23 protein-coding genes are annotated in these 25,624 nt (G+C 54.7%); 17 read left to right on the top strand and 6 right to left on the bottom strand.

The genetic code is table 11. The features are described from left to right. Positions 1 to 31 precede the first annotated feature (31 nt). Complete coding sequence (locus J2Z18_RS01610; protein ID WP_007128976.1) at positions 32 to 598, bottom strand: hypothetical protein; 567 nt, start codon at positions 596 to 598, stop codon at positions 32 to 34. Positions 599 to 796: 198 nt separating this feature from the next. On the opposite strand from J2Z18_RS01610, the gene J2Z18_RS01605 reads away from it, so the two are divergent. From J2Z18_RS01605 to J2Z18_RS01580, 6 genes are all read left to right on the top strand, one after another. After that, a complete protein-coding gene (locus tag J2Z18_RS01605) occupies positions 797 to 1,090 on the top strand; it encodes a DUF6509 family protein (protein WP_007128975.1) in 294 nt (97 codons plus the stop codon). Between the two features lie 289 nt (positions 1,091 to 1,379). Continuing rightward, positions 1,380 to 1,823 carry a cyanase gene (cynS, locus tag J2Z18_RS01600; protein ID WP_007128974.1) on the top strand — a complete coding sequence of 148 codons (444 nt, stop codon included), beginning with the start codon at positions 1,380 to 1,382 and terminating at the stop codon, positions 1,821 to 1,823. Positions 1,824 to 1,870: 47 nt separating this feature from the next. Next, on the top strand, positions 1,871 to 2,701 hold the full coding sequence (locus J2Z18_RS01595; RefSeq protein WP_210094067.1) for a formate/nitrite transporter family protein: 831 nt from the start codon (positions 1,871 to 1,873) through the stop codon (positions 2,699 to 2,701). Positions 2,702 to 3,239: 538 nt separating this feature from the next. After that, positions 3,240 to 4,157, top strand: a complete 918-nt coding sequence (locus tag J2Z18_RS01590) for a macrolide 2'-phosphotransferase (protein WP_210094066.1) — start codon at positions 3,240 to 3,242, stop codon at positions 4,155 to 4,157. Positions 4,158 to 4,626: 469 nt separating this feature from the next. Then, positions 4,627 to 5,163 carry a GNAT family N-acetyltransferase gene (locus J2Z18_RS01585; protein WP_007128971.1) on the top strand — a complete coding sequence of 179 codons (537 nt, stop codon included), beginning with the start codon at positions 4,627 to 4,629 and terminating at the stop codon, positions 5,161 to 5,163. A gap of 461 nt (positions 5,164 to 5,624) precedes the next feature. Continuing rightward, positions 5,625 to 5,834 carry a GNAT family N-acetyltransferase gene (locus tag J2Z18_RS01580; RefSeq protein ID WP_210094173.1) on the top strand — a complete coding sequence of 70 codons (210 nt, stop codon included), beginning with the start codon at positions 5,625 to 5,627 and terminating at the stop codon, positions 5,832 to 5,834. Between the two features lie 166 nt (positions 5,835 to 6,000). On the opposite strand, the gene J2Z18_RS01575 is transcribed toward J2Z18_RS01580, so the two are convergent. Further along, complete coding sequence (locus J2Z18_RS01575; protein ID WP_007128969.1) at positions 6,001 to 6,891, bottom strand: LysR family transcriptional regulator; 891 nt, start codon at positions 6,889 to 6,891, stop codon at positions 6,001 to 6,003. A 126-nt stretch (positions 6,892 to 7,017) separates the two neighbouring features. On the opposite strand from J2Z18_RS01575, the gene J2Z18_RS01570 reads away from it, so the two are divergent. After that, a complete protein-coding gene (locus J2Z18_RS01570) occupies positions 7,018 to 8,112 on the top strand; it encodes a branched-chain amino acid aminotransferase (RefSeq protein WP_028404021.1) in 1,095 nt (364 codons plus the stop codon). Positions 8,113 to 8,279: 167 nt separating this feature from the next. Here J2Z18_RS01570 and J2Z18_RS01565 read toward each other — a convergent pair whose 3' ends face one another. Continuing rightward, on the bottom strand, positions 8,280 to 9,338 hold the full coding sequence (locus J2Z18_RS01565; protein ID WP_028404022.1) for an anthranilate phosphoribosyltransferase: 1,059 nt from the start codon (positions 9,336 to 9,338) through the stop codon (positions 8,280 to 8,282). Between the two features lie 24 nt (positions 9,339 to 9,362). Further along, a complete protein-coding gene (locus tag J2Z18_RS01560; protein ID WP_007128966.1) occupies positions 9,363 to 9,965 on the bottom strand; it encodes an ANTAR domain-containing response regulator in 603 nt (200 codons plus the stop codon). 541 nt (positions 9,966 to 10,506) lie between these two features. Here J2Z18_RS01560 and nirB point away from each other — a divergent pair. The 6 genes from nirB (at position 10,507) to J2Z18_RS01530 (ending at position 17,849) form a co-directional block, all read left to right on the top strand. Then, positions 10,507 to 12,957, top strand: coding sequence for a nitrite reductase large subunit NirB (gene nirB / locus J2Z18_RS01555; protein WP_210094172.1), 2,451 nt, complete (start codon positions 10,507 to 10,509; stop codon positions 12,955 to 12,957). Beyond that, entirely contained in the window at positions 12,954 to 13,265 is a 312-nt protein-coding gene (nirD, locus tag J2Z18_RS01550; protein ID WP_007128964.1) for a nitrite reductase small subunit NirD, read from the top strand. Before nirB ends, nirD begins: the two co-directional genes overlap by 4 nt. A 64-nt stretch (positions 13,266 to 13,329) precedes the next feature. Next, the gene (cobA, locus tag J2Z18_RS01545; protein WP_034272406.1) at positions 13,330 to 14,085 is read left to right on the top strand and encodes a uroporphyrinogen-III C-methyltransferase; all 756 of its coding nucleotides are present in this window, start codon (positions 13,330 to 13,332) and stop codon (positions 14,083 to 14,085) included. 374 nt (positions 14,086 to 14,459) lie between these two features. Continuing rightward, a complete protein-coding gene (locus J2Z18_RS01540; protein ID WP_028404024.1) occupies positions 14,460 to 15,359 on the top strand; it encodes an AraC family transcriptional regulator in 900 nt (299 codons plus the stop codon). 113 nt (positions 15,360 to 15,472) lie between these two features. After that, positions 15,473 to 16,456 (top strand): N-acetylglucosamine kinase, encoded by a 984-nt coding sequence (locus J2Z18_RS01535; protein WP_007128961.1) that lies wholly within the window; start codon positions 15,473 to 15,475, stop codon positions 16,454 to 16,456. Between the two features lie 76 nt (positions 16,457 to 16,532). Further along, on the top strand, positions 16,533 to 17,849 hold the full coding sequence (locus J2Z18_RS01530) for a 6-phospho-beta-glucosidase (protein WP_007128960.1): 1,317 nt from the start codon (positions 16,533 to 16,535) through the stop codon (positions 17,847 to 17,849). A 308-nt stretch (positions 17,850 to 18,157) separates the two neighbouring features. On the opposite strand, the gene J2Z18_RS01525 is transcribed toward J2Z18_RS01530, so the two are convergent. Both J2Z18_RS01525 and uxuA read right to left on the bottom strand, forming a co-directional pair. Next, positions 18,158 to 19,066: an SDR family oxidoreductase gene (locus J2Z18_RS01525; protein WP_245255823.1), complete on the bottom strand. Its 909-nt coding sequence runs from the start codon at positions 19,064 to 19,066 to the stop codon at positions 18,158 to 18,160. A 17-nt stretch (positions 19,067 to 19,083) separates the two neighbouring features. Then, positions 19,084 to 20,181, bottom strand: a complete 1,098-nt coding sequence (gene uxuA / locus J2Z18_RS01520; protein WP_210094065.1) for a mannonate dehydratase — start codon at positions 20,179 to 20,181, stop codon at positions 19,084 to 19,086. A gap of 239 nt (positions 20,182 to 20,420) precedes the next feature. On the opposite strand from uxuA, the gene uxaC reads away from it, so the two are divergent. The 4 genes from uxaC (at position 20,421) to J2Z18_RS01500 (ending at position 25,615) form a co-directional block, all read left to right on the top strand. Continuing rightward, positions 20,421 to 21,827, top strand: a complete 1,407-nt coding sequence (gene uxaC, locus J2Z18_RS01515; protein WP_007128957.1) for a glucuronate isomerase — start codon at positions 20,421 to 20,423, stop codon at positions 21,825 to 21,827. Between the two features lie 123 nt (positions 21,828 to 21,950). Next, entirely contained in the window at positions 21,951 to 24,047 is a 2,097-nt protein-coding gene (locus J2Z18_RS01510) for an alpha-glucuronidase family glycosyl hydrolase (RefSeq protein WP_210094064.1), read from the top strand. 558 nt (positions 24,048 to 24,605) lie between these two features. After that, complete coding sequence (locus J2Z18_RS01505) at positions 24,606 to 24,929, top strand: metal-sensitive transcriptional regulator (RefSeq protein WP_007128955.1); 324 nt, start codon at positions 24,606 to 24,608, stop codon at positions 24,927 to 24,929. A 485-nt stretch (positions 24,930 to 25,414) separates the two neighbouring features. Beyond that, positions 25,415 to 25,615 (top strand): cation transporter, encoded by a 201-nt coding sequence (locus tag J2Z18_RS01500; RefSeq protein WP_007128954.1) that lies wholly within the window; start codon positions 25,415 to 25,417, stop codon positions 25,613 to 25,615. Positions 25,616 to 25,624 lie beyond the last annotated feature (9 nt).

Genomic DNA, 25,624 nt, shown 5'->3' with positions numbered 1-25,624 from the left:
CTTCTTTGTTGGAATGCAGCCACTAAACGCTTCACTTTCCGTGATGCGGACGGCGGTGCTTGGACTGAACCTTCTTGCGGCGAACATCCCGATTGATCGCTTTGCTGCCGCTCCCTCCACCGACGGCGTGCTGCTGCCGGGTGCCCCGGCTTTCAATCGCCGAGTTGGTGCCGCCTGTACTGAAGTCTCCGGCGCCGCTCGCAATCTGGGTGGCCGAGGCGTTCCGACTTGATCTCGGCAATCTGACCACCTGCTTATTAATGACGAAGACCACTTCTTTCTGATGTTTCTTGGACTTAGGATGCTTACCATCCGGTCTGACACCATGATGCAGCGGGTTCTTAAGGCCGAGGTTTTTGGCGATGCCGCCTGCGCCGACGCTTTGCTGCTGGTACGTAAACGGAGAGCGGATTGCGGCATTGTTCCCGGCAGCGCTGCTCTTGCCTGCCCCGCTTGCGATTTGCGTCGTGTTCGGCGCATTGGTGAATTGATCATTCACGACGACGGTAAACCGTTCGATCCCGCCAAGCGGGGAGGTTAAGGAATACCGGTGGCTGCCTTTCTCCACGGTGATCGTCAGCTGGTCCTTGATCGGCAATTTGCGTCAACTCCTTTTTTTATCAGAACGACTTCTTCTTGATCGTAGAATATTTGAAGGATCAGGTGTAAGAGATAAAAGCATAGAGAAATGAAAAATTGATCCATTTGTCCTCCGGGATAAGAACCTATCTTTAAGGTGTGGCAGGGCGTTTTCGTGGTTTATAATGTAGAAGTGTGACAGAAAGGGTGAGATTTAATGCTGACGATTAAGGAATACAGCGTAGAGTTGATTCAAGATCCGTTCGGGATCCTGGCAGGGCAGCGATATGAGTTCGTATGCGATCTGGACGTGCCGGAGGAGGACGAGCTTTATTCTGAACAGGGAGTTTACCTGCGGGTGATCTTTCTCAAAGACGGGGCTGATTCCCGAATTGTAAAATACGATTTCTACGAGCGAACGACCGATCGGTATCTTGATTTTGATATGGAGCCGGAAGAAGAGGAGGAGCTCACTGCGTTCTGTAAAGAGCATGCGCAGGTGGAGGCTTGATTCGAAAACAGTATTCTGTTGCAGCGATTATGAAATGAAGATGGATGGCGTCCTGAAGAGGATGCCATTTTTTTGTTGTGATTATGTTATTTAATATGACGCCAATTAATCTATTTACTGAAATGGTCTTATAAAAATCATAATTAATGTTAATTTTATTGACTTATAATAAACAAAATTCGTATAATTAGACCAGATTTTCATATTGTACGTACGAAAACATGACATTAATTCATTTTTTATCGATCAGTAGAGAGTAAGACTACTTTTTACAAAGGAGAGAGGATGCATGGAGAGAGCCGAGGTCACAAGACGAATCGTGGAGGCCAAACGCAAATTGGGGTTAAAGTGGATCGATATCGCAAGCGTAATCGACCGTTCGGAGGCCTGGACGGCAACGGCGCTGCTGGGACAGGGGACGCTGACGAATGAAGAGAGTGCCAAGGTCGGGGATTTGCTTGGGCTGGATCCGGAGGCGGTTGCGGCTTTGACCGTTATTCCATACCGTGGAACGACGGTGCCTATGCCTCCGACGGACCCGCTGATATATCGCTTCTATGAAATCTTGCTGGTGTACGGACCGGCGATCAAGGACTTGATCCACGAGAAATTCGGCGACGGCATCATGTCTGCGATCGACTATGAGATGGATATACAGCGTGTGGAGGATCCGAAGGGAGACCGGGTGGTCGTCACGTTAAACGGAAAGTTTCTGACTTATAAAAAGTGGTAATGGGGGGCGGCAGTTCAGTTCCATACACCCAGAAGGAGGGGGATACCATGTCCTATGTAAAGCCGGATCAAGTAGTAGAAGCCATGATTCAAGCGGGGACGAGTAAATCGCAGCTGACCGTTGAGCAAATGCTGCTGCGGGGATTTTTGGGCGGAGCCTTGCTTGGATTTGCCACGACGCTGGCCTTTACGGCAACGGCCCAGACGGGGATCGGCATGGCGGGTGCCTTGTTGTTTCCCGCCGGGTTCGTCATCATCGTGCTGCTTGGACTGGAGCTGGTTACGGGCAACTTCGCCCTCATTCCGCTCGCGGTTATGGAAAGGAAAACGACGGCCTTGCGGATGCTTGCCAGCTGGACGTGGGTATTTATCGGGCACCTTATCGGCTCGGTATTCTATGGGCTGCTCTATTACGCGGCGGTGACACAGTTCGGGCATGTACAAGAGGGCGGCGTTATTGACCTTATACGGGGCGCTGCTGAAGCGAAGACGATTGGTTATGCTTCGCTAGGCTGGGCAGGGATGGGAACGGTGTTTGTGAAGGCGATGCTGTGCAACTGGATGGTGTGCCTGGGGGCTGTCATGGCTAACGCCTCCCGGAGCACAGGCGGCAAGATTGCCGCCATGTGGCTGCCGATTGTGATTTTCTTCGGTCAAGGGTTTGAGCACGCAGTAGTCAATCTGTTCGTCATTCCGACCGGCATGCTGATGGGAGCGGGCGTTAGTCTGGGGGATTGGTGGCTATGGAATCAAATTCCCGTGACGCTTGGCAACATTGCCGGCGGTTTCCTGTTTACGGGACTGGCGTTGTGTCTGGCGCAAAAGAAACCCGCGGTCCCGCCGGTTGCCGAGCTGAATTCCTCGCATAAGGCGAGCTGACCGCGGGGGCGGCTGTTGATGGACGAAGGAAATCCGTTGGTCCCAACCGGACTGAAGCGGGCTTGGAGAGAATTGGCTATCCTCTAACTACATAGCAGGGAAAGAATGATTAAATCCAAATCATCCCTTGTATTGCCTGCTCCAATCTGTTATTCTAAATGCAACTTAGGATGAACGGAGGGTTACGTGTGTTGGATTATTCCCGATTGAGATCTTTTCGCGGCTAATGGAATACGCGATGAAGAGGCCTGCTGCTCAAGCAGGGTAATCGGGATGGGTCTGCCAATTTTACGTAACCCATAGTCATGAGTGACGAATAAATTAAGACTATCCGAAGCAGGTGGGGGATGATTTGCTGTGTCCTTTACTGTCTTCCGGGATGGGGTTATTTTCGTGCACTCGGACATAGGGGATCGTGGCGGAAGCAAGCGCCCCATTGTCGATTACGCTGAGCACAGGTGATGATTGCCTGTGCTTTTTTGTTGTTTGACTCAAGAAGCTTGCGAGGGTGATAACGATATCAAGGAGGCGTTTTTATATGACAACAGCTCATTCTCAGGATTATACCGAAATTATCCGGGACATGGTGGCGATCGCAGGGGAGCACGGGGTGGAACTGAGCCCTGACGGCATCGAAATGAATGAATCCGGCATGGATTTTCTGGTCGGCATTGCCGAGGATGCCGAAGGTGTGTCTTGGGTACTGCGTAAGCCGCGGCGTGGAGATGTGCTCGAACGGGCGGACAATGAGGCTCGGGTGCTTAAGCTGATTCAGCCCCGTCTGCCGGTTGCCGTACCGGATTGGCGGATCTACACGCCAGAGCTTATCGCTTATCCGCTGCTTAGCGGTCAGCCTGCCGCATCTGTCGGTGCGGAAGGGTATGCGTGGAACATGGATCCTGTGCAGCCGGGCGAGCGATTCGTCGATTCGCTGGCACAGGCGCTGGCAGCTCTCCACGGCATCGATCACGAGGATGCTCGGGCAGCCGGCCTCCGGGTGAAGAGTCCGCAGGAAGCCTGGGAAGAGATGGCGCGGAATATGGAGGAGGTGCGAAGCCGCCTGGGAGTATCCGCGGCGCTGTGGGACCGCTGGCAGAAATGGATCGGTGATGACTCCTATTGGCCGGGCCATTCGTCGCTTGTCCATGGCGACCTCCATCCTCCGCATATTTTAATCGACAGCCAGGTTCAAGTTACCGGGCTTTTGGATTGGACAGAGGCTGAAGTGACGAACCCGGGCAAGGATTTCATTCTGTACTATGCCGTTCACGGCGAGGATAACCTGAAGCTGCTGCTGGAGCGATACGAGCAAGCCGGCGGGAAGGTGTGGCCGCGGATGTACGACCATATCGTAGAGCAATACGCGGCGTATCCGGTGGCTGTCGGACAATTTGCGTTGCTGACGGAACAGGAAGAAGTGCTTGCGATGGCACGTAACATGCTGGGACTGACCTAATACGCAAGAAGTGATTGAGGGAATCCTCTCCCATCCATGCTGCCGCGAGGGCAGATTGGAGCAAGGAGCCGGCCGATGAAATTCGGTTGGCTCTTTTTTTGGGCTTTGCCGGAGGGGATGTGGAGTGCTCATAATCCTGTGAATTTATGACAACCTTATAGAGAGAGGTTCTCTGCTTATATATGTAGCGGATGCCCGAGAGGGATTGTGATCCTAAGAATCCAATTAAATCGCTGCCGGATGCGTGCAGGATATTTATAGGCTGATCAAGAAATATTTGGAAAGGCTGTCTGTCATATAATGATCGTGAGGCGGCTTTGACTTGCGGAGAGCAATCCGCAGCCCTGTATGGCATGCGTAACGAAATTTACATACTTGTCGATATCTTGGTCTGGGAAATATGTTATTCTAAACATACTCACCGGGATTTTAACCTGCTTGAAATGATTGATTAGGGAGGGGATTGATCTTGAATATTGAAGTGCGTTTATGCCCGAAAGAACAGTCATTTATTCTGCACAACCTCTATCCGCTGTACTTGCATGACATCGCTGAAATATGGGGGATCCATCCTAACCGATATGGAGTGTTTGAGAAGGGGGATGTGCCGACCTTGAGCGAGCAGAGCAAACTGCTGGACGTGTGGTGGGAGCAGCCGTCGGTTCTCTTTCCTTATCTGATCACAGTGGATGACATTGCCGCCGGTTTCGCGCTGGTTTCTACACCGCCGCAGGTTCCGTCGCCCAATATTCAATATTACTTAAGCGATTTTTTCGTGCTTCGGACTTATCGAAGACAAGGTGTAGCGCGGCGAGCAGCTGAGCTTGTGTTCGATCAGTTCCAAGGCGCGTGGGAGCTTCAGACCAACCCGACGGAACGGAATATGAGCACGCAGATTTTTTGGCGCAAGACGCTGAATACGTATACAGGCGGAAAATACTCCGAACTGGATGGCGTCCATCCGGAAAAAGGAGAAATGCTGGTCTTTCGGTTCACCAATAAATAGACTGGATTTGCATAAAACGGCGGGTTGATGGACGAATTTCAGCCTTGACAGCTTAACGCAAACGGATTAAACTGAATAAAATTTTCGAAACAAATGCGCTGAAGAGGACGCCGGCATCGTATGGATGCTTCGAATCAGAGAGCTGCTGGTGGGTGCAAAGCAGCGGAAGCGGCGATGAACAGGCCATCACCTCGGAGCAGATCAGCCGACTGTCCATGACGTGAAGCTGATCCGGGAGTTCCCTGCCGTTATCCATGGGGCATCATTGATGGATGATGGCGAAGAGTGCGTGCCGGAAGAGCCGGCGCGAATCAGGGTGGTAACGCGGAGCAAGGCTCCGTCCCTATGGGGACGGGGTCTTTTTGTCGTTTATCGGCCCGGAATGAGAGGAGAGGGTGGCGAATGATGCTGGAGAGGCTGGTGCCCATGGATGAAGCGCTTGGAGGGGAGGCGTTCAAGGCATTAACGCCGTCTATACGCCGAAGGAAGAGTGGAAGAAGGGGTATCACAGCGTCCTTGTAGCTGAGCTTGGTCTGCTTCTGAACCGGGAGGGTCTTACACCGATGCTGTATGCGGATCAAGCCAATTCTGATTCGAATCGAGTATACCGCAATATCGGCTTTACAAGCTGCGGAACAATTGCGGAAATCGCGTTCTCCGGCGGTGAATAAACGGGGAGGATGTTATATAGAGCGTAACAGCTCTCCCTGTTTGGCTTGATCAGTCATTAAATTTTCGTGCATGAAGGGTGTACAGGCAGAGCGGGGGCCGTCCGGGCTGCGGATCATTGGCGCGGCACCGGATAAACATGGAGAAGACGATAAGCCTCCAATAATGTTATTCTATAAAAGTGTTCAGAAAATGTCGGGCGCGATTGGATAGCACATGATCTTTGAGCCAGACGATTCCGACATCGGATTGGAAATCGGCGCTGAGTATGGTCATTGTCCGGATGTTGGGGATGGCGAAGGAGGACATGACCGATTCCGGCAAAATCGTGGCGCCGATCCCTTCGGCGACCAATGCCACGATGATCGCGACGCTGGAGCATTCGCATATGACGCGCGGCGGGTGGCCGCTGCGGTTGAATTCCTGGATGACCCGCTCATGCATGCCTTTGGTCTGGTCGGTCTTTAGCGACAGGAACGGATGCTCTGCCAGCTCACGCATTGAGATTTGCCCTCGCGTCGGCCCGCATTCCCAGCTGCCGGGGAGAACGGCAACGAACGGATCGGAGGGCAAGGGCAGCACGGCATAACGTTCCGGATCAAAGCGCGATTCGAACGGGAGGCGGGTCACCGCAAGCTCGATATGGCGCTGATCCAGCTGGTCGGCCAGCAGGGAATGGTCGCCTTCCCGGATTTTGAAGGTGACCTCGGGATATGTTTGCCGGAAGGAATGGATGCGCTGGGGCAGCAGCGAGATGCAGGAAACGACCGCGCCGATGGACAGCATGCCGCGGATGCCGGCATGAAGTTCCTTCACCTCCGTCAGCGTCTCGTTGAACTGATTAAGCAGCGAGTCGGCCCGTTGTTGCAGGAGCTCGCCGGCATGGGTCAGCCGAAGCTGCTTGCCGCTGCGCTCGAACAGCGTGACGCCAAGCTCCTCTTCCATCAGCTTCAGCTGCCGGCTGAGGGGAGGCTGCTCCATATTCAGCTGTTTAGCTGCGCGGGTGATCTGGCCTTCCTGGGCAATTGTCAGGAAATAACGGAGCTGGCGAATATCCATGGATTCAAGTGGCCCCTCTCTATACTTAAAAGGTATGGTATCCCTATAAATCAGATACTTTTAATATAGGGTATCGATTGATATGATTCAACTAATAACGCTTGCAGATAAGGAGATGTATGCATAATGACTTACACGATACCCGTTGAATTGACGTCGTCCCCAAAACCGAAGCCGGCCCATCACAACCAGGCTTTCGGCACGGTCTTTACCGACCATATGTTTATATTGGATTATGATGCGAAGAAAGGGTGGCATGATCCGCGGATCGTTCCGTATCAGCCGATTCAGCTGGATCCTGCGGCCAAGGTGTTCCATTACGGGCAGACGGTGTTCGAAGGCTTGAAGGCATATCTGACCGAGGATCGCCGGATTCTGATGTTCCGTCCTAACAAAAATATCGAGCGCCTCAACTTGTCCAACCGCCGACTCAGCATTCCGGATCTGGACGAAGAGCTGGTGCTTGAGGCTCTGAAGCAGATCGTTCTCGTTGATCGGGACTGGATTCCTTCCGAGCCCGGTACTTCGCTCTATATCCGGCCGTTCGTTATCGCAACCGAGCCGGTGCTGGGCGTGGCCCCATCCCTTCAATACAAATTCATGATCATTCTGTCGGTGGTCGGCTCATACTATGCGGAAGGCATCAATCCGGTCGGCATTTATGTGGAGCCGAAATACGTTCGTGCCGTAGTAGGAGGCGTAGGCAATGCCAAGACCGCAGGCAACTATGCAGCAGGCTTGAAAGCGCAGGACGAAGCTACGGCGAAGGGCTATTCCCAAGTGCTCTGGCTGGACGGCGTGCATCGGAAGTACATCGAGGAGGTCGGCAGCATGAACGTATTCTTCAAGCTGGGCGATACGGTCATTACGCCGGCGCTGAACGGAAGTATCCTGGACGGAGTGACCCGCAGCTCGGTCATTCAGCTGCTCCAGCATTGGGGGATTCCGGTAGAGGAACGGGCCATTTCCATCGATGAAATCATTGACGCACACCGCAGCGGAACGCTGGTTGAGGCGTTTGGCACCGGAACGGCCGCGGTGATCTCGCCGATCGGGTCTTTGGAATGGCAGGATGAGAAGCTGGTGATCGGGCAAGGCGTTACCGGGGAGCTGTCGAGCCGGGTTTATGACGCAATTACCGGCATCCAGCGCGGCATCCTTGAAGATCCGTTCGGTTGGGTAATCGAGCTGCCGCTGGCGGATGCGGCGGAGCATTCCTAATTAGAGACGACAGTTTTTTATTCAGCAGTTTAAGGACTGCAGCTTTATGGCCTTCATCATGATATAGGCCTGGCTGCAGTCCTTTTTTAGTTGTCTTCCGAAAGGGGAGATGAGGATTGCGGGTGGCCCTTTTGCAGAACAAATGGGATCGGGCCTGATCGTTTTCGTTATCTGATCGATGAAGCGGACCCTTGCGCCGGATGCTCCAGCAGTGTACGCAGCCACCGGTCGTAGACGTACCATGCCAGCCTGTTGTCGAGCAGGGATTTGAGGGTGTACAGCCCTTCTTCTACGGAAGCGGCGCGCTCGCAGAGATGAAGCCTTACAGCAGCGTTAAGGAGGACCTGGTTCGTAAACGCGATGTGCCCCTTACCCTGCAAAACTTCCTCGGTCACCCGCAGCTGCTCCTCCGCGGTCCACTCGATCTCCGGAAGCTGAGCCTCGAGGCCGAACAGCTCGGGGTCGATCAGATGAAGCTCGGAATGCCCTTGGTGCACCAGCTGTACGCGGGTCGCCCGATGGATATGCAGATCCTCCGAGCCCTCGGCCCCTTGTACGATCAGTGCCTTACGGTAACGAAGGTTTTGGAGTAGCTGTGACATCCGGTCGAAGACGGTGTTGTGATAGACGCCGTACACGAGGTAGGGCGAGTGGGAGAAGTCGATCAGCTTCTCGGCGGTGTTCAGGATCGTGCGCATGCCGATCTCCTCGCGGATCGGGCGGATGGAGCCCAGGGGAGGACACCACTGCTCGGCATCCGCGAACAGCACGCCAGTGAGCTGGGCGGCCAGAATGGACTGCTCGGGCGTAATGCTGGCGGGATCAATCCCTTTGCACAGCAATAGGTCGTTTACCGTAATTCCCCATTTCGGGGGCAGCGAAGCGCTGCCGTGCAGCGTAACCGGCAGCCCGGCGGCTGCGAGCAGAAAGGCAGTCGGAAACGAGGCGTAGAAGGACGTCTTTCTGCCGTCATAAGGTCCTGCGCAATCGAGTCCGGCATGGACCGCTTTACGGAAAGATCGGTCACGCAGGGCCTTGATGAAGGCCTCCAATTCCTCCACGCTTTCCATCTTCATTCGTTCGGCCATAAAGAAGGCGCCGATTTGGGCAGGGGTAGCCTTGTCTTCCAGAATCCATTCGGCAGCAGAGACGGCCTCGTTATAATTCAAATCCCGAGAGCCCCGTTTTCCCCGTCCGACTTCCTTCAGCAACTTGATCATCGTCATTCTTCTTCAACCTCCATTCTTGTATCATGCTTTCAGCTGCTGGTGCGCCTTGACGATGGAGGTGGCGACATCCACGATCCGCTTTCGTTCGTTCATGGCTTTGCGCCGGAGCATATCATAGGCCTCTGCCTCGGAGATCCGGTTGATGTCGCTCAGGATACCCTTGGCCATATCGATCCATTTCCGTTCCTCCAGCTTGGAACGCAGCTGCTGCCGCTCGGTGTGCCACTGCTGCCGGTCGAGAAATTGCTTTGCCCCGACATGGAGGGCCCAATGAAGCTCGGATGGGCTCATGGAAGGAGTCAGAATCCCGTCAATCGGAGCGTCATCTTGGCAATAATCAGCGGAGGACGTGCCTGAGTAAGAACTGCACCACCAAAGCATAGGGACGGGCCTCAGCTTTTCCAGATTCCTTTGCCATCCTGCGATCTTGGCGATCGGCAGATGGACGACAGCCGCATCGACCTCGTGGATGCAGCGCGGGAGATCCGCAGCTGAACAGGCCGTATATACATGATAGCCGCCCTCGCTCAGGTTCTCCTCGGCAACGGCGCTGGCCTCGGCTGAAGCTTGGTTCGGTTTGGAAGCATGGGCGACGTGTTCGTGAATAAGGAGTAAGCGGCGCATCTAAGGAATCCCTCCTATACGAAAGCTTATAAACGTATGTCTATCATTTATGTTATAAAATATTACACAAACAGTGAGTTTGTGCTTGAAACAAACCGGATTTCGTAATTGAAAATGGGGTGTTTTTATGATGATAACGCATTTTCAATTTTTCATAAAGAGGAAATCTTCCCGTAATGTTCGGAAAATTTACATTGTTTGGTCGATGGAACCCTGATTTAGTTCAAAGAAATACCGATATAACGGATATTCTCTGCTTCGATCATAAACGTAATAAAAGTTTACATGTTCCATGATAAAATTATTTTGTGGCTAAATTGTGTCATGAATATTGACATAGTGAAATGCGTCTTATATAGTTAAGGACAATAAAACGAAAATCGTAAGTCACGGATACAACGGTGTATCCGTTCGAAGCGGCAACGAAGCCTGACTTCGCCTCAAACGACAAGAGAGATGGATCTCTTGCGATTGCGGCGGTCAGGCTTTTTATGTTGTTAGGCGAAAACCTGAACATACCCGAAGAGGAGAGGAAATCGTGATGAACAAACCTGAGAAATTGGTGCTGGTCGGCAACGGGATGGCGGGCGTACGAACGATTGAGCATGTGTTGAAGTTGGCGCCGGGGGCTTATGACATGACCGTGTTTGGCGCAGAGCCTCATCCGAACTATAACCGGATTATGCTGTCGAAGGTGCTGGCCGGGGGCACGGACATGAAGGACATCATCATTAATGACCGTGACTGGTATGCGGAAAACGGCATCCGGCTTTTTACGGGGGATGCCGTCGCATCGATCGATACCGTACACCGCAAGGTCGTATCGGCATCCGGCGTCGTTTCCGACTACGACAAGCTGATTATCGCAACCGGCTCGAATCCGTTCATGCTTCCGCTGCCGGGCGTGCGCAAGGAAGGCGTGATCGGCTTCCGTGATATCCATGACTGCGAAATGATGATCGAGGCTTCGAAAAAATACAAGAAGGCAGCCGTCATCGGCGGCGGGCTGCTCGGACTCGAGGCGGCACGGGGATTGCTGAATCTGGGCATGGACGTGACGGTCGTTCATCTGAACAAGTATTTGATGGAACGTCAGCTGGATCCGCCGGCTTCGGAAATGCTGCAGCGCGAGCTTGAAGCGCAGGGAATGAGCTTCCTTCTTGAGAAACAGACGGCGGCCATTACCGGCAAACGCCGCGCAGACGGATTGGAATTTTCCGATGGCAGCCGGCTTCAGGCCGATCTGATCGTTATGGCGGTCGGGATTCTGCCCAACGTCGAGCTGGCCAAGTCGGCCGGGCTGCAGGTGAACCGCGGCATCGTCGTAAATGATTTTCTGGAGACGAGCGTTCCCGGCATCTATGCAGTTGGAGAGTGTGCCGAGCACCGGGGGATCGCTTATGGACTGGTGGCCCCTCTGTATGAGCAAGGGGCCGTGCTTGCCAAGCACTTGGCCGGCGTCGAAACCTCCGGTTACGCAGGCTCCGTAACGTCCACGAAGCTGAAGGTTTCGGGTGTCGATGTATTTTCCGCCGGCATGTTCAATGATGCCCCGGATACGCGATCCCTACGGTATCAGGATGATATCGAGGGCGTGTACAAGAAGATTGTCATGAAGGGAGAGCGCATGATCGGCGCCGTTCTATTCGGGGACACATCGGATGGGACCTCGCTGTTTTCCTTGATCAAGAGCGGGGAATCCGTCACCGGGCGCGAGAAGGAATTGCTGCTTGGCTACCCGGCCGGGCAAACTTCCGCATCGCCGCTGGCAAGGCTCGAGGCGTATTCCGTCGACGAGATCATATGCGGCTGCAACGGCGTGACGAAGGGGCGAATCATGGAGGCCATCGCGGACGGGTGCAGCACGGTGGGCAAGATCAAGGCTTGTACCAAGGCATCCGGCTCCTGCGGCGGCTGCAGGCCGGAAGTTGAAGGATTGCTGTCGATCTACGGCGGTGAAGGGGCCGGCGAGCCGGTGAAGGAAGGCATTTGCGGCTGCACGACGATGGACCGCGATGAAATAATCGAAAAGATCAAGGAGATGCACCTGGTCAGCGTGAAGGAAGTGATGAACGTCCTGGGCTGGAATGAGCCGGAAGGTTGCTCGAAATGCCGCCCGGCGCTCAACTACTATTTGGGGATGCTGTGGCCGTCCGAGTATAAGGACGAGAAGGAATCCCGGTTTACGAACGAGCGGTTTCACGCCAACATCCAGAAAGACGGCACGTATTCCGTCGTTCCGCGGGTATATGGCGGGGTAACGTCGCCGGCGGATCTGAAGCGGATTGCAGCCGTCGCCGAGAAATACGATGTGCCCATGGTCAAATTTACGGGCGGGCAGCGGCTCGATCTGCTGGGCGTAAAAAAGGAAGACCTGCCGAAGATTTGGGAGGAGCTCGATATGCCTTCCGGACACGCTTACGGCAAGGCGCTCCGCACCGTAAAGACCTGCGTGGGCTCGACCTTCTGCCGATTCGGCACCCAGGATTCGATCGGCATGGGGATCCAGATGGAGAAGGCTTTCGAGCGGCTCAATACGCCGGCTAAAGTAAAGCTTGCCGTATCCGGCTGTCCTCGTAACTGCGCCGAAGCCACCATTAAGGATCTGGGCGTCGTGGCGATCGACGGCGGCTGGGAGATCTATGTCGGCGGCAATGGCGGCGTTAAGGTTCGGGAATCGGAGCTGCTGTGCACGGTGAAGACCGAGGAGGACGTGATGGAATGGACCGGCGCTTATCTCCAGTATTACCGCGAGACAGCGAACTGGAACGAGCGCACCTCCGTTTGGATCGAGCGGATTGACCTGGATGAGGTGAAGGCGGCGCTGGAAAGCCGTGAGGAGCGTCTTGCGCTCGTATCCCGGATCGAGGAAACGCTCAGCTACACCACTGATCCTTGGAAAGAAATCATAGATAATCCGGAGCTTCGCAAGAACTTCATGCCACTGGCGGAAGCGGGAACCGGTGAAGGTTTGGGGGCGAGAAGATCATGAGCAAAATTCGGGTGGCAAGTTTGGCGGAAATCGATGCGAAGGGGGCGCGTACCTTCCGGATCGAGGATACGGAAATCGCGGTATTCAGGCTGAGCGACGGCAGCGTCAAGGCCGTCGAGAACCGCTGTCCTCATAAGGGCGGGAAGCTGTCGGAAGGCATGGTATGCGGAACGGCGGTGCACTGCCCGCTGCATGACTGGAAGATCGATCTGGCGAGCGGCCGGGTCTATGAACCTGACGATGGCTGCGTAACGACGTACCGGACGGAAATTGACGGCACGAGCGGCTCGATTTATATCGTGATGTAAGCACGCTGAACGAACGCTAAATCAGAAAAAGAGACAGGAGGTGCAGGCCGTGCGGGCATTGGGGATGGTCAGTATCGTCGGAGCGGGACCGGGAGACCCGGAGTTGATTACGGTAAAGGCGATGAAACGAATCCGGCAGGCTGAGGTCATTCTGTATGACCGCCTCGTCAATGAAGAGCTGCTGGAGGACGCGCCGCATGAAGCTGAGCGCATCTATTGCGGCAAGGCGCCGGGCCGGCATGCGGCCTCTCAGGAAGACATCAACCGGCGTCTTGTCGCCTATGCGATGCAAGGGAAGCGGGTGGTGAGGCTGAAGGGAGGAGATCCCTTCGTTTTCGGACGCGGCGGGGAGGAGGCGCTGGCACTGGCGGCAGCCGGCATTCCTTATGAGGTCGTTCCGGGAATTACGTCCGCCGTCGGAGCGGCGGCTTCAGCCTCGATCCCGCTGACGCACCGCGGCCTGGCCGCTTCCTTCGCCTGCGTAACGGGCAGCCGCTGCCACGAGGATGGCTCGCCTGTCCGGTGGGATTTGTTGGCGCACGGGGTGGATACGCTGGCGATCTACATGGGTGTCAGCCAGCTGCCGTATATCCGAGAGCAGCTGCTGCAGCACGGCAAAGCGGGATCGACGCCTGTCGCGCTCATTGAGCAGGGGACAACGAGCCGCCAGCGCACCTTCATTTGCACGCTCGAGAATATGCATGACCTGGCAAAGGCGGTGAAACTGGGTAACCCTGCGCTCATCCTGTTGGGCGAGGTGGTTCGGCTGCCCGAGCAGCTTGCGTTATTGGAACGGAGTGTCTCGACGAGGATCGGATAAGTACGTGCCAGAGAGATTCTTAACGAGACTTTCGATGAGAAAATTTCAATGTATTTTCGAGATGAGGGTTCGGATAGGTGCGTAGCGATATGGTAAAGGTTCCAGTGACGGACGGGGAACGAAAGAGGAATGGGTGCGAAGCACAGGGATCGGCAAGGAACGCGAAGAAAGCGGCTGCCCATCGAATAGAGGCATAGAAGCGAAGGTTTTGGAGGAGAAGCGGGAGTTATCATCCGAATTCGGGCAAAGGGCAGCGCTGCTTGGGCGCTGCCTGTTTTCGTTTGCCCGGCGAGCATGATACGATATGGAGAACGATAGGGATTGGCCGTGATTTTTTTACAAAATGACGATAACGACTCGCTGGAGGTGCATGAATGGTGGAACGTCCGCAGGGCGTTGTTCCGGACGCCATTGATTTTTCGAATGCCGCTTTTCCTTTTACCGCATCGACGACACGCGGCATATTTGTCGGCGCACAGCGGCTGCATTGGCACCATGCGCTGGAGCTTAATCATATCCGAAGCGGCACGGGCTTTATTTTGATCAACGGGATGAAGCTGTCGTTTCAAGAAGGAGACATCGTATTCATCAATAGTAACGCGCTCCACCGCGCCTATGAGACGGATAATCTGATCATGGACGTCATTATGTTCGATCCTTCGCTGCTTTCGCTGGATTTGAAGTTCGATCCCGAACTGATGAACCCGTTCCGCTCCTTGGGGATGGTAGACCGGGAATCCCCGATTCGCCCTGAAATGGCCCGGCTGCTTATGAGCATGATGGAGGAGCACAGAGCTCAAGGCACCTCCTATATGAGTCTGATCCGCTCGGACCTTATTCGCTTTCTGAGCCTGGCGAACCGGCATCTGTCGGCACCGCTTGCGGAGGACCGGCCGATTAAGGGAAGGGGCATGCATGCCCTGAAGGAAGTGCTTCGGACGATGGAGCTTCACCTGGATTACGGATGGACCTTGAAGGAGCTGTCGGATATGACGCATCTGAGCCCTTCCCGATTCAGCGCGTTGTTCCATCAGGCTGTCGGCACATCCCCGCATCATTACCTGATTCAGCTTCGCTTGACTCACGCGGTGCATCTATTGGAAACAACGGATGCGAAGATTATCGAGATCGCGCAGACCTGCGGATTCCGCAATCTCTCCAACTTCAACCGGCTGTTCAAGCAGCATATTGGCGCATCGCCCAGCGACATCCGGGAGCGTGCCTCTGTCGGCAGCCCGCTCCCTCGTTTATCGCACAGTGCAGAGAAACAGTAAGATCGTATCACTCCTCGGGTGTATAACAGTAGAAGGGGCGCTTATGGAAGCGGTATCTTAAACATATACCATCACATAACGCCAAATGGTTCGGCGTCTAGGAGTGAATGTCCATGAGTTTGTATCTGGGAGTGGATGCCGGCGGGAGCAAGACCCATGCCGTCATCTGCGACGATCAAGGCAACATTGTTGGCAAGGGGGCATCCGGGAACGGGAATCACCAGATTAACCGGGAGCAGGCGGCGCGCAATATCGAGGAGGCCTGCAACAGCGCTCTTCGGGAGGCCGGCGTATCCAAGGACGACATCGAATACGCGTATTTCGGCCTGGCCGGCGCGGATCGGGAAGCCGACTACGAAATCCTGCGCCCCATGATCGGGGCTTTGGGTTACCGACGGCATGATATCGCCTGCGATACGATCATCGGTATGCGGGCCGGAACGAGCCGGCCTTATGGTGCGGCACTGATCTGCGGCACCGGCTTTAACAGCGCAGCCCGGAACCGCGAGGGGGCGGAGCTGCAGTACGGCGGCTTCGGATTCCTCTACGGCGACGGATACGCCGGCGGATCCGGTTTTGCTACGCTGGCCTTCCGGGCGGTGGTTCGCGCTTGGGATGAGCGGGGACCTGCCACCATGCTGACTTCGCTCGTGCTGGAGCAGATGGGGTACGCCTCGGTTGAGCCAATGTACGAGGATGTCCTCTACGGACGGATCTCCATTCCGCCGACCCTGGTCAAGACCTTGTTCAAGGCGGCAGAAGCCGGCGATGAAGTCGCGACCCGAATTCTTCAGACCGAAGGCGAGGAACTGGGCAATGCCGTTTGCACGCTGATCCGGCGGCTGGGCATGTCCGATGAAGCATTCGATATTGTGTATATCGGCAGCGTACTCAACCGTCCGAACAGCTCGATCCTTACGGATGCGATAGAACGGGTTGTGGCCGTCCGGGCGCCTTACGCCCGGTGCGTAAGGCTGACATCCGATCCGGTAGCCGGAGCGCTGCTCTGTGCGATGGATGCGGACGGGCGGACCATAGATTCGCAGACCGAAGCCAAGCTCAAGGCATTCACGTTTGAAGAAACGGCTGTTTCGTGAGCCTGAGTACGACAATTTGACCGGATGCCGGGGAAACGTTGCGTTTTGATCTGATATTTACCTTGGAGGGATTCATATGGCAGCAGGTTTGAAAATAGCGGTAATCGGGGGAGGCTCCTCCTACACGCCGGAGATTGTGGAAGGCTTTATCCGCAACTACGAGCAAATGCCGATTCGCGAACTGTGGTTCGTGGATATTGAAGAAGGCAAGCATAAGCTGGAGATCGTAGGGAATTTGGCCAAACGCATGGTGCAGCAGGCGGGTCTTCCCATCGAGGTACATTTGACGCTGGACCGCCGGCAGGCGATTGAAGGCGCGGATTTCGTTACGACCCAGATGCGTGTCGGCTTGCTGGCCGCCCGCAAGCTGGATGAGCATATCCCGATTATGAACGGCGTTATCGGCCAGGAGACGACCGGTCCGGGAGGGATGATGAAAGCGCTGCGTACGGTTCCGGTCATTCTGGACATCTGCCGGGACATCGAGGAGCTGGCGCCGAATGCGTGGATGCTGAACTTCACGAACCCGGCCGGAATCGTGACCGAGGCTGTGCTCAAGCACAGCAAGGTGAAAACCGTCGGCCTGTGCAATTCGCCGATCAACTTCCAAAAATTCCTCGCGAAAGAGTATGGCGTATCGGAAAAAGAGGTGCTGGCCGAATTCGTCGGCATTAACCATTTGCACTGGGTAACCTCGGCGATCGTGAACGGGGAGGAGAAGATGCCGGAGCTTCTGGACGGAGGCAAATCCTACACGGCCAAGAACGTGCCGACCTTCGGCTGGGATGCGGATTTTATTCGTTCGCTCCAGGCCATTCCGACCTATTATCTGAAGTATTTCTATATGACGGACACGATGTTCGCAGACATGCTGGCATCCCTAGAGAAGGATGGCACCCGCGCGGATGTCGTCAGCCGGGTGGAAGAGGAGCTGTTCGAGCTCTATAAGGATGAGAACCTGGCAGAGAAGCCGAAGCAGCTGGAGCAGCGGGGCGGAGCTTACTATTCCGAAGCGGCGGTCAATCTGATGACATCGATTTATAATGACCGCCATGATATTCAGACGCTGAACGTAGCCAACGGGAACATCTACGATTTCTTGCCGGCGGACGCAAGCATCGAGGTCAACTGTGTCGTAACCGGCCAGGGCCCGATTCCGCTCGCCCCGCAAAAGGTTCCTTCCCACGTGAAGGGCCTGATGCATGCCGTGAAAGTGTATGAGCAATTGACGATTGAAGCCGCCATCACCGGCGATCGCGGCATCGCATTGCAGGCGCTGGTGCATCATCCGCTCGTGCCTTCCGTCACTGTAGCGAAGAAGCTGCTGGATGAGATGCTGGAAGCGAACAAGAAGTATTTGCCGGCATTCTTCAAGCCGGAGACAGTTCTATAATTCTGCATGAAGTGGAGTTGCGGAGCCTGAAAAAGCCCGTGTAACCGAGCTTGAGTTTGTCCGAAGCATCGAGAAAAAGATGCAGATGGGGTATCTGACCATCACGGGATCGAAAACGCAGAAAGTGTAGATTGCCAGAATGCTAAATGCAACGCAGGTAGGCACAATGCATAAACCACAATGCATAAAACCACAATGCATTAAGCCATAACGCAATACGCACTGCGAATAAAGCCGCAACGCATTAGGCGACAACCATAAAGCCACGCATAGCGCAAAAAACGCAGCCCAAGGGGCTGCGTTTTGTTTCATACGCCAGAATAAGCCATAAAGCCGCCGTCCACCGGGATAACCGTTCCTGTGACAAAACCCGAAGCCTGATCATCCACAAGCCATAGCAGCGTCCCGAGGAGATCCTCCGGCACGCCGAACCGTCTCATGGGCGTGTGGGAAATGATCTTATGAGAACGCTCCGTCAGCGAACCGTCGCTGTTCGTCAGCAAATTACGGTTCTGCTCGGTCAGGAAGAAGCCCGGTGCAATCGCGTTCACCCGGATACCGGCATCCGCCAGATGGACCGCGAGCCATTGGGTGAAATTGTTGATAGCGGCTTTGGCGGCGCTATAGGCGGGGACCTTCGTCATCGGGCTTGGCGCGCTCATGGACGAAATATTCAGCACCACCGCTCCCGGCCGCCCGACCATGCCCTCCGCGAAGATCTGCGTCGGAATCAGCGTACCGATGAAGTTCAAGTCGAAGACGCTGCGGAAGCCGGGCACACTGAGCCCAAAGAAGGTGGTGACATCGGATTGACCCTGATCTTCGGGGCGGAAGGTTTCATTCGTCGTATTGGCATCCTTCCGGTTGCCGCCGGCTCCGTTAATCAGAATATCGCACGGGCCGAATGCTTCGCGTACAGCCCTTTCCGCCTGGCGTACGCTTTCGGGATCCGTTACGTCGCAGGAGACCGCTATCGCGGTTCCGCCAGCCGCGGTGATCTCGTCTGCAACCTGCTGACCCTTCTCCACCGTGCGGTTCAGGACGGCGACCTTCGCTCCCTGACGCCCAAGCTCTAGCGCCATTGCTCGGCATAATACTCCGGATCCGCCGGTAATAACCGCGGTTTTGCCATGGATGGACGGGTGGATGGGAAGGGCGATGTGCTCTTGGCGTGCAGATCCGACCGCGCCTTGACCAGATCCGGCTGATTCCGGCATACCGTTACTGAATCCGCTCATTGAACAGCCTCCTTCACTTTGGAGGCTTGATCCTGGCTCTTCCTGGTGTACGCATCCCACAGCCCCCACAAATACATAATGCCCAGTGCCCGGTCATACAGCCCGTAACCCGGCCGGCATTGCTCGCCCCAAATATGCCGTCCGTGATCGGGTCTGGCATAACCGGTAAATCCGGTTTCGTGATAGGCCTGGACGATGCCGGTGATGTCAACCGTCCCGTCCTGCGTCCGATGGGAGGTCTCGATGAAGTCGCCGTTATCAAAGACGCGGACATTGCGGATATGCGCGAACGGTATCCGGTCATGGAATTCATGAATCATCGAGACGATATCGTTATCCGGATTCGCGCCGAGCGAGCCGCTGCACAAGGTGAGGCTGTTCGCCGGACTGTCGTACAGGCTCAGGAGTCTGCGAAGGTTCTCCTGGCTGGTGATGATCCGGGGCAGGCCAAAGATGGACCAAGGCGGATCGTCGGGATGAATAGCCATTCGAATGCCGTTGGCTTCGGCCACCGGAACGACCGCTTTCAGGAAATACCCTAGATTGCTCCACAGATCCTCCTCCGTTACCCCGCGATAAGCCTCGAACAAAGAGGCCAGGTGAGCCAGCCGCTCCGGTTCCCATCCCGGCATGGTAAGAGAGCTGTTCTGCGTGATCGTTCTTACAAGCTCCATTGGATCGATGCCGTGGATCTTGGCTTTTTCGAAGAAGAGTGCCGTCGATCCGTCAGGCGCTGCTTTAAACATATCGGTTCGCGCCCAATCAAAGATCGGCATGAAATTGTAGCAAATGACTTTGACGCCGACCTGGCCCAATTTTTCAATCGTACGGATGTAATTGGCGATGTACCGATCGCGTGACGGGAGGCCGAGCTTGATATCCTCGTGCACATTCACGCTTTCCACAACGTCAATATGAAGTCCGAACGCGCTTGCCTGGTCCCGGACTTCCTCAATCCGCTCCATCGGCCATTCCTCGCCGGCCGGGATATCATGGAGCGACCAGACGATTCCTTCTACGCCGGGAATTTGCCTGACATGATCCAGCGAGACCGTGTCGTTGCCTTCGCCGAACCACCGAAATACCATACGCATTGCTGCACCGCCTTTACGAATGTGGTTGTTGAATAAATTAATCAATGATAAGCGCTTGAGCCTGGCTTGCCATTGTACTTTACCTGAGGAACGCAATGTCAGGACGGCTGAATCACGCGGCTCATCATTGGCCGCCGGAATCCTCCTCCAGATCCGCCAGGCTTATATATTCCATACTACCATACAAGTATGGTAGTATGGAACGGAAAACGAAAATTTTGAACGGAGGGATCGGGAAGATGAGCCGTTTGGATATCGATAATCTGCTGCTTAACAGCAATAGCGCCAGGAAGCTGTACTATGATTATGCGGAGAGCATGCCGCTGTACGACTATCACAATCATTTAAGCCCGAAGGATATCGCGGACAACCGCCAATTCGGAAATCTGGCCGAGATTTGGCTTGAAGGAGATCACTACAAATGGAGGGCGATGCGCTGGCTCGGTGTTGAAGAAGAGCTGATTACGGGCAGCGCGCCGCCCGAGGAGAAATTCACGGCTTGGGCGCGCTGCGTTCCAAAGCTCGTCGGAAATCCGCTCTATCATTGGACCCATCTGGAGCTGGCGAGGTATTTCGGCATTCAGGAGCGGCTGTCTGAGGATAATGCGATGAAGATCTGGCATGCGTGCAACGAGAAGCTGAAGGACCCTTCCCTAACGGCTGGAGGCATCCTTGCTCGCTTCAAGGTGAAGGTAGCGTGCACGACGGACGATCCGGCCGACTCCTTGGAATTTCATCGCCGTATTCAGCGCAATCCGGAGATTACCGCGGTCGTGGCGCCGGCTTTTCGTCCGGATCGGGTCCTTGACCTGACGCATGCCGATTTTGCAGGATATATCCGGCAGCTCGGGGAGGCGGCGAATCATGCGGTAGATACCTATGAAGAATTGCTTGAAGCACTTAAGCTGCGGATTCAGTACTTCCATGATCACGGCTGCCGGCTGTCCGATCACGGCTTCGGCGCATTTCCGTATGAGCCTGCCAGCGAACAAGAGGCAGCGGCCATTTATGCCAAGGCCATGGCAGGGGACCCGATCTCAGAACAGGAGGAGGCGAAGTACCGAACCTATACGCTGCTTCGGCTTGCTGTGATGTACCATGACTTGGGCTGGGCCATGCAGCTTCATATCGGAGCATCCCGGAACAACAACGCCCGCATGCTGGCTAAGCTCGGGAAGGACAGCGGGTATGATTCCATCCTGGACTTTCATCTGGCGGCGAGTCTTAACGGATTTTTGAGCGAGCTTGACAAGGACGACCGGCTCCCGAAGACTATCGTTTACAGCCTGTACTCCTCCCATTACGAGATGATTGCCACCACAATCGGCAATTTTCAATCGGCCGGCGTCGAAGGGAAGCTTCAGCTCGGCTCTGCCTGGTGGTTCCATGATCAGAAGGAGGGCATGCTGAAGCAGCTGACCGCTCTGTCCTCCATGGGCCTGATCAGCACCTTTGTCGGCATGCTGACGGACTCGCGCAGCTTCATGTCGTTCCCAAGGCATGAATATTTCCGGCGCGTCCTTTGCCGCCTGTTCGGGGACTGGATCAAGGAGGGGGAGCTGCCGGCGGACTATGACTATATCGGGGGCATCATCCAGGATATATGCTATCGCAACGCGGAGCGCTATTTTCAAATCCACGAATAATCTCGGGTTTAGTATTGGTTTCAGTCTGCCTTGATGTCGTCCATGGTGGCCGGTATTTGGTTTGTTGATTAGTAAAAAGCAGTCGTTTGGCATAAAGAGCAGGACGAAGGAGGAACAAAGAATATGAACAGTACATTATATCGAGCCTGGCTTCAGTATTCGCCGATCCAGGATGCGGAGCTTCGGGAGGCTTACCGCCGGGTTCTCGGCACGATCTCCTTGGAGGGAAGGCGATCCGAGCTTCTGGATTCGGCCATTGAGGAGCTTCGCAGCGGATGCCGATCCCTGCTGGACATCGAGCCGGAGCTATTGTTGCTGGGCAACGAGATGCCTCAACTGGCATCGAACGAAGGGATATCCCGCGGCCTTCAGCTGCGGGTGCAGCCTGCCGATAACGTGCAGGACCTGGAAGAAGGGAACAACAGCGCTCCCGGAAAGCTGGGACCTGAAGGCTTCCGCCTTGAGTATCTGGAGGGCAAGGGGCAGGAGCGAGTGATCCTGATCGGCGGCTCGGAGAAAGGTTTGCTGTACGGCGTATTTCATTTGCTGCGGCTTGTCGCCGCACACGAGCCGTTAACGGCATGGAACGTGACCGAGGAGCCGGTTAATCGGCTCCGGATGATCAATCAATGGGATAATGCGGACGGCTCGATCGAGCGGGGCTATGCGGGGCGTTCGATCTTTTACCGGGATGGGCGCTTCACGGAGGATCTTACGCGCGTTAAGGATTATGCAAGGCTGCTGTCTTCCGTCGGCATCAATGCAATTTCGATCAATAATGTGAACGTGCATGAGATTGAAACGCGGTTCATCACCCGGGAATATTTGCCACAGGTGGCCCAAATCGCAAGTGTTTTTCGCAAGTACGGCATCACGCTGTATTTGAGCATTAACTTTGCGGCCCCGCTTCATATCGGCGGCGTTGGCACTTCCGATCCGCTGAATGAAGACGTACGGCGGTGGTGGAGGGCCGCCGCGGATGAGATTTACAGCCATATTCCGGACTTCGGCGGATTCCTGGTGAAGGCCGATTCGGAACACCGGCCGGGGCCGTTCGCTTACGGGCGCGACCATGCCGACGGCGCCAATATGCTTGCCGAAGCGCTAAAGCCCCATGGCGGAATCGTGATTTGGCGCTGCTTCGTCTATAACTGCATGCAGGATTGGCGGGATCGGAGTACGGACCGTGCCAAGGCGGCTTACGATCATTTCACGCCGCTTGACGGCCGGTTCATGGACAATGTGCTGCTGCAGATTAAGAACGGGCCGATGGATTTTCAGGTCCGGGAACCGGTATCCCCGCTGTTCGGCAGCATGAAGCATACGAACCAGGTGCTGGAATTCCAGGTGACGCAGGAATATACCGGGCAGCAGCGCCATGTCTGCTATCTCGTTCCGCAGTGGAAGGACGTGCTGAACTTTGATACGCACGCGGACGGGCAGGGCTCGTATGTGAAACGGATCGTGTCCGGTTCGCTTCACAGCATGAAGCTAAGCGGGATTGCGGCCGTATCCAACATCGGAGATGACGAGAACTGGACGGGACATACGCTGGCACAGGCCAATCTGTATGGATACGGACGGCTGATCTGGAATCCTGATCTGACCTCGGAGGAGATTGCGGAGGAATGGACCCGGCAGACCTTCGGCAACGACGAGGCCGTTATAAAGACTGCCTGCGGCATGCTGATGAAATCTTGGCCGATCTATGAAAGCTATACGTCCCCGCTCGGGGTCGGCTGGATGGTGACGCCGCATACCCATTACGGGCCGGACGTGGACGGATACGAGTATTCCAGGTGGGGGACATACCATTTTGCGGACCGGGACGGCATCGGGGTCGACCGTACGGCTGCGACGGGGACGGGTTATACGGCCCAGTATTTCGAGCCGAATGCGCGCAGGTACGAGACGCTGGAGGACTGTCCCGACGAGCTGCTGCTGTTCTTCCACCATGTGCCGTACTCGCACCGCCTGAAGTCGGGGAAAACGGTGATTCAGCATATTTATGACACCCATTTTGAAGGTGCGGATGCAGCGGCAGAGCTCCTAGTGGAATGGGCATCTCTCGAGGGGCGAATCGATCCGGCGCAGCATGCCCAGGTGGCCGCGAGGCTGGCCGAACAGGCAGAGCATGCCAAGCACTGGCGGGATGTCATCAACACGTATTTCTTCCGCAAGTCCGGCGTGCCGGATGGGCGGGGGCGTACCATCTTTTAAGCAATGCGTGGGGTAGGGGTAGGCACCTTATCTATTCAAAGGTATGGATGGGTAAGGAAAGGCACAGCATCCATTTAAAAGTATAGAGGATGGAAGGTTGTAACTCGGACTGCCGTAGGACATCTTGATCCGTTATAATAAAGAAGGAGCCGCTCTTACGCGAGCGGCTCCGCTTGGAAGAGGGAGTAGATCACCCGGTGCGAAGGAGGGATCTACTCTTTTTTCGTGCGGTCCAGGTTCATCTGTGCAGTGGTGTCTGCATTCGGGGTACACAGCGGGCATGTAAAAGAAGATGCTGTCATAAGCCTGTATGAACGGATGCCGGCCTTCATAAACTAAGATTATAGAGACGGTTTATAACAATAACGTAATGAACCAAGCACAGGTTTTGTTATATGATAAGGGTAGATTACATAAAGACGTCTCCAAATAGGCGTGTCTCCATCGAAAAAAGACCTGCGGATTCTCGGGCTTTATAGGGTGGGGGGCTATATGATATACTATGGATATGAATAGATTGAAAAAAGATCCATGGTCATGATGAAGGAGGGGAATGGGATGACAACCGAAAGCCATACACATGAAGCCTGCGCGGTAACGAGTGAGCGGAAAAGCCATCATTCCGAGAAAACGAAAAACAACCTCATTAGCCGATTGAATCGGATCGAGGGGCAAATTCGCGGGGTGAAGGGCTTGATTGAGAAGGATACGTATTGTGATGACGTATTGAACCAGATCTCCTCCATTCAATCGGCATTGAACGGCGTGGGCAGGCTGCTGCTGGAGCACCATATGAAGAGCTGCGTGGTCGAGCGCCTGCAGGAAGGCGACGATGACGTCATTACCGAATTGCTGACAACGATGAACAAACTGATGAAATAAGCGAGGGCCTGTTTAAGAATTCAAGGTGTGTCCCGTGCTTGCTAAGCTGCTTAATGATATTGAAAAAAGCTGGCCTTCGCAAATCGAACGCACAGCTTCAGCATACGAACGAACAAAGAGCCTGCTGCCCGATTTCGGGCGGCAGGCTTTATAGTTTAGAAGCCCCGAAGGGACCCTTACGCCCGGTGCTCCGTCCTAATGTAAGAATGCTCTAGCCTTACAGCACGTTCGGAATAAAAAAAGGTTCATTCGAGGATGTTAGATATAAAAGGGACAAGCCCTGCTCGTAAAGGGGCGCAAGCCTGATCATTACGGTGCGGACAATTTTTTTCAAAAAAGATGAAATTCACTGTTGACTAAATATAGGGTAGGGGGGTATACTAACATCAGAAACACAAACAACACGTCATAACGGCCTGCAGCGAAATGATGAAATGATCGAAAGGCCGAAGCATTTTAAATAAACCATTAAGGAGCGATGAAGAATGGAACAGGTAACATTGAAAGTTGAAGGCATGTCCTGCATGCACTGCGTAAATTCGATCGAGGGCGCATTGAAGGAGCAGGGGATTTCCGGGAGCGTGGATTTGAAGGCGGGCACCGTATCGGTGAACTATGATGCCGGCAAGTTCAGCCTCGAAGATATCAAAGGAATCATCGAAGAACAGGGGTACACGGTAGCCTAAGGGCTGAAG

The organism is Paenibacillus lactis (genome assembly GCF_017873605.1).
GTDB lineage: Bacteria > Bacillota > Bacilli > Paenibacillales > Paenibacillaceae > Paenibacillus_AQ > Paenibacillus_AQ lactis.
The sequence above is the reverse complement of the archived record's forward strand: the minus strand, read 5'-3'. Positions and strand labels throughout refer to the sequence as shown.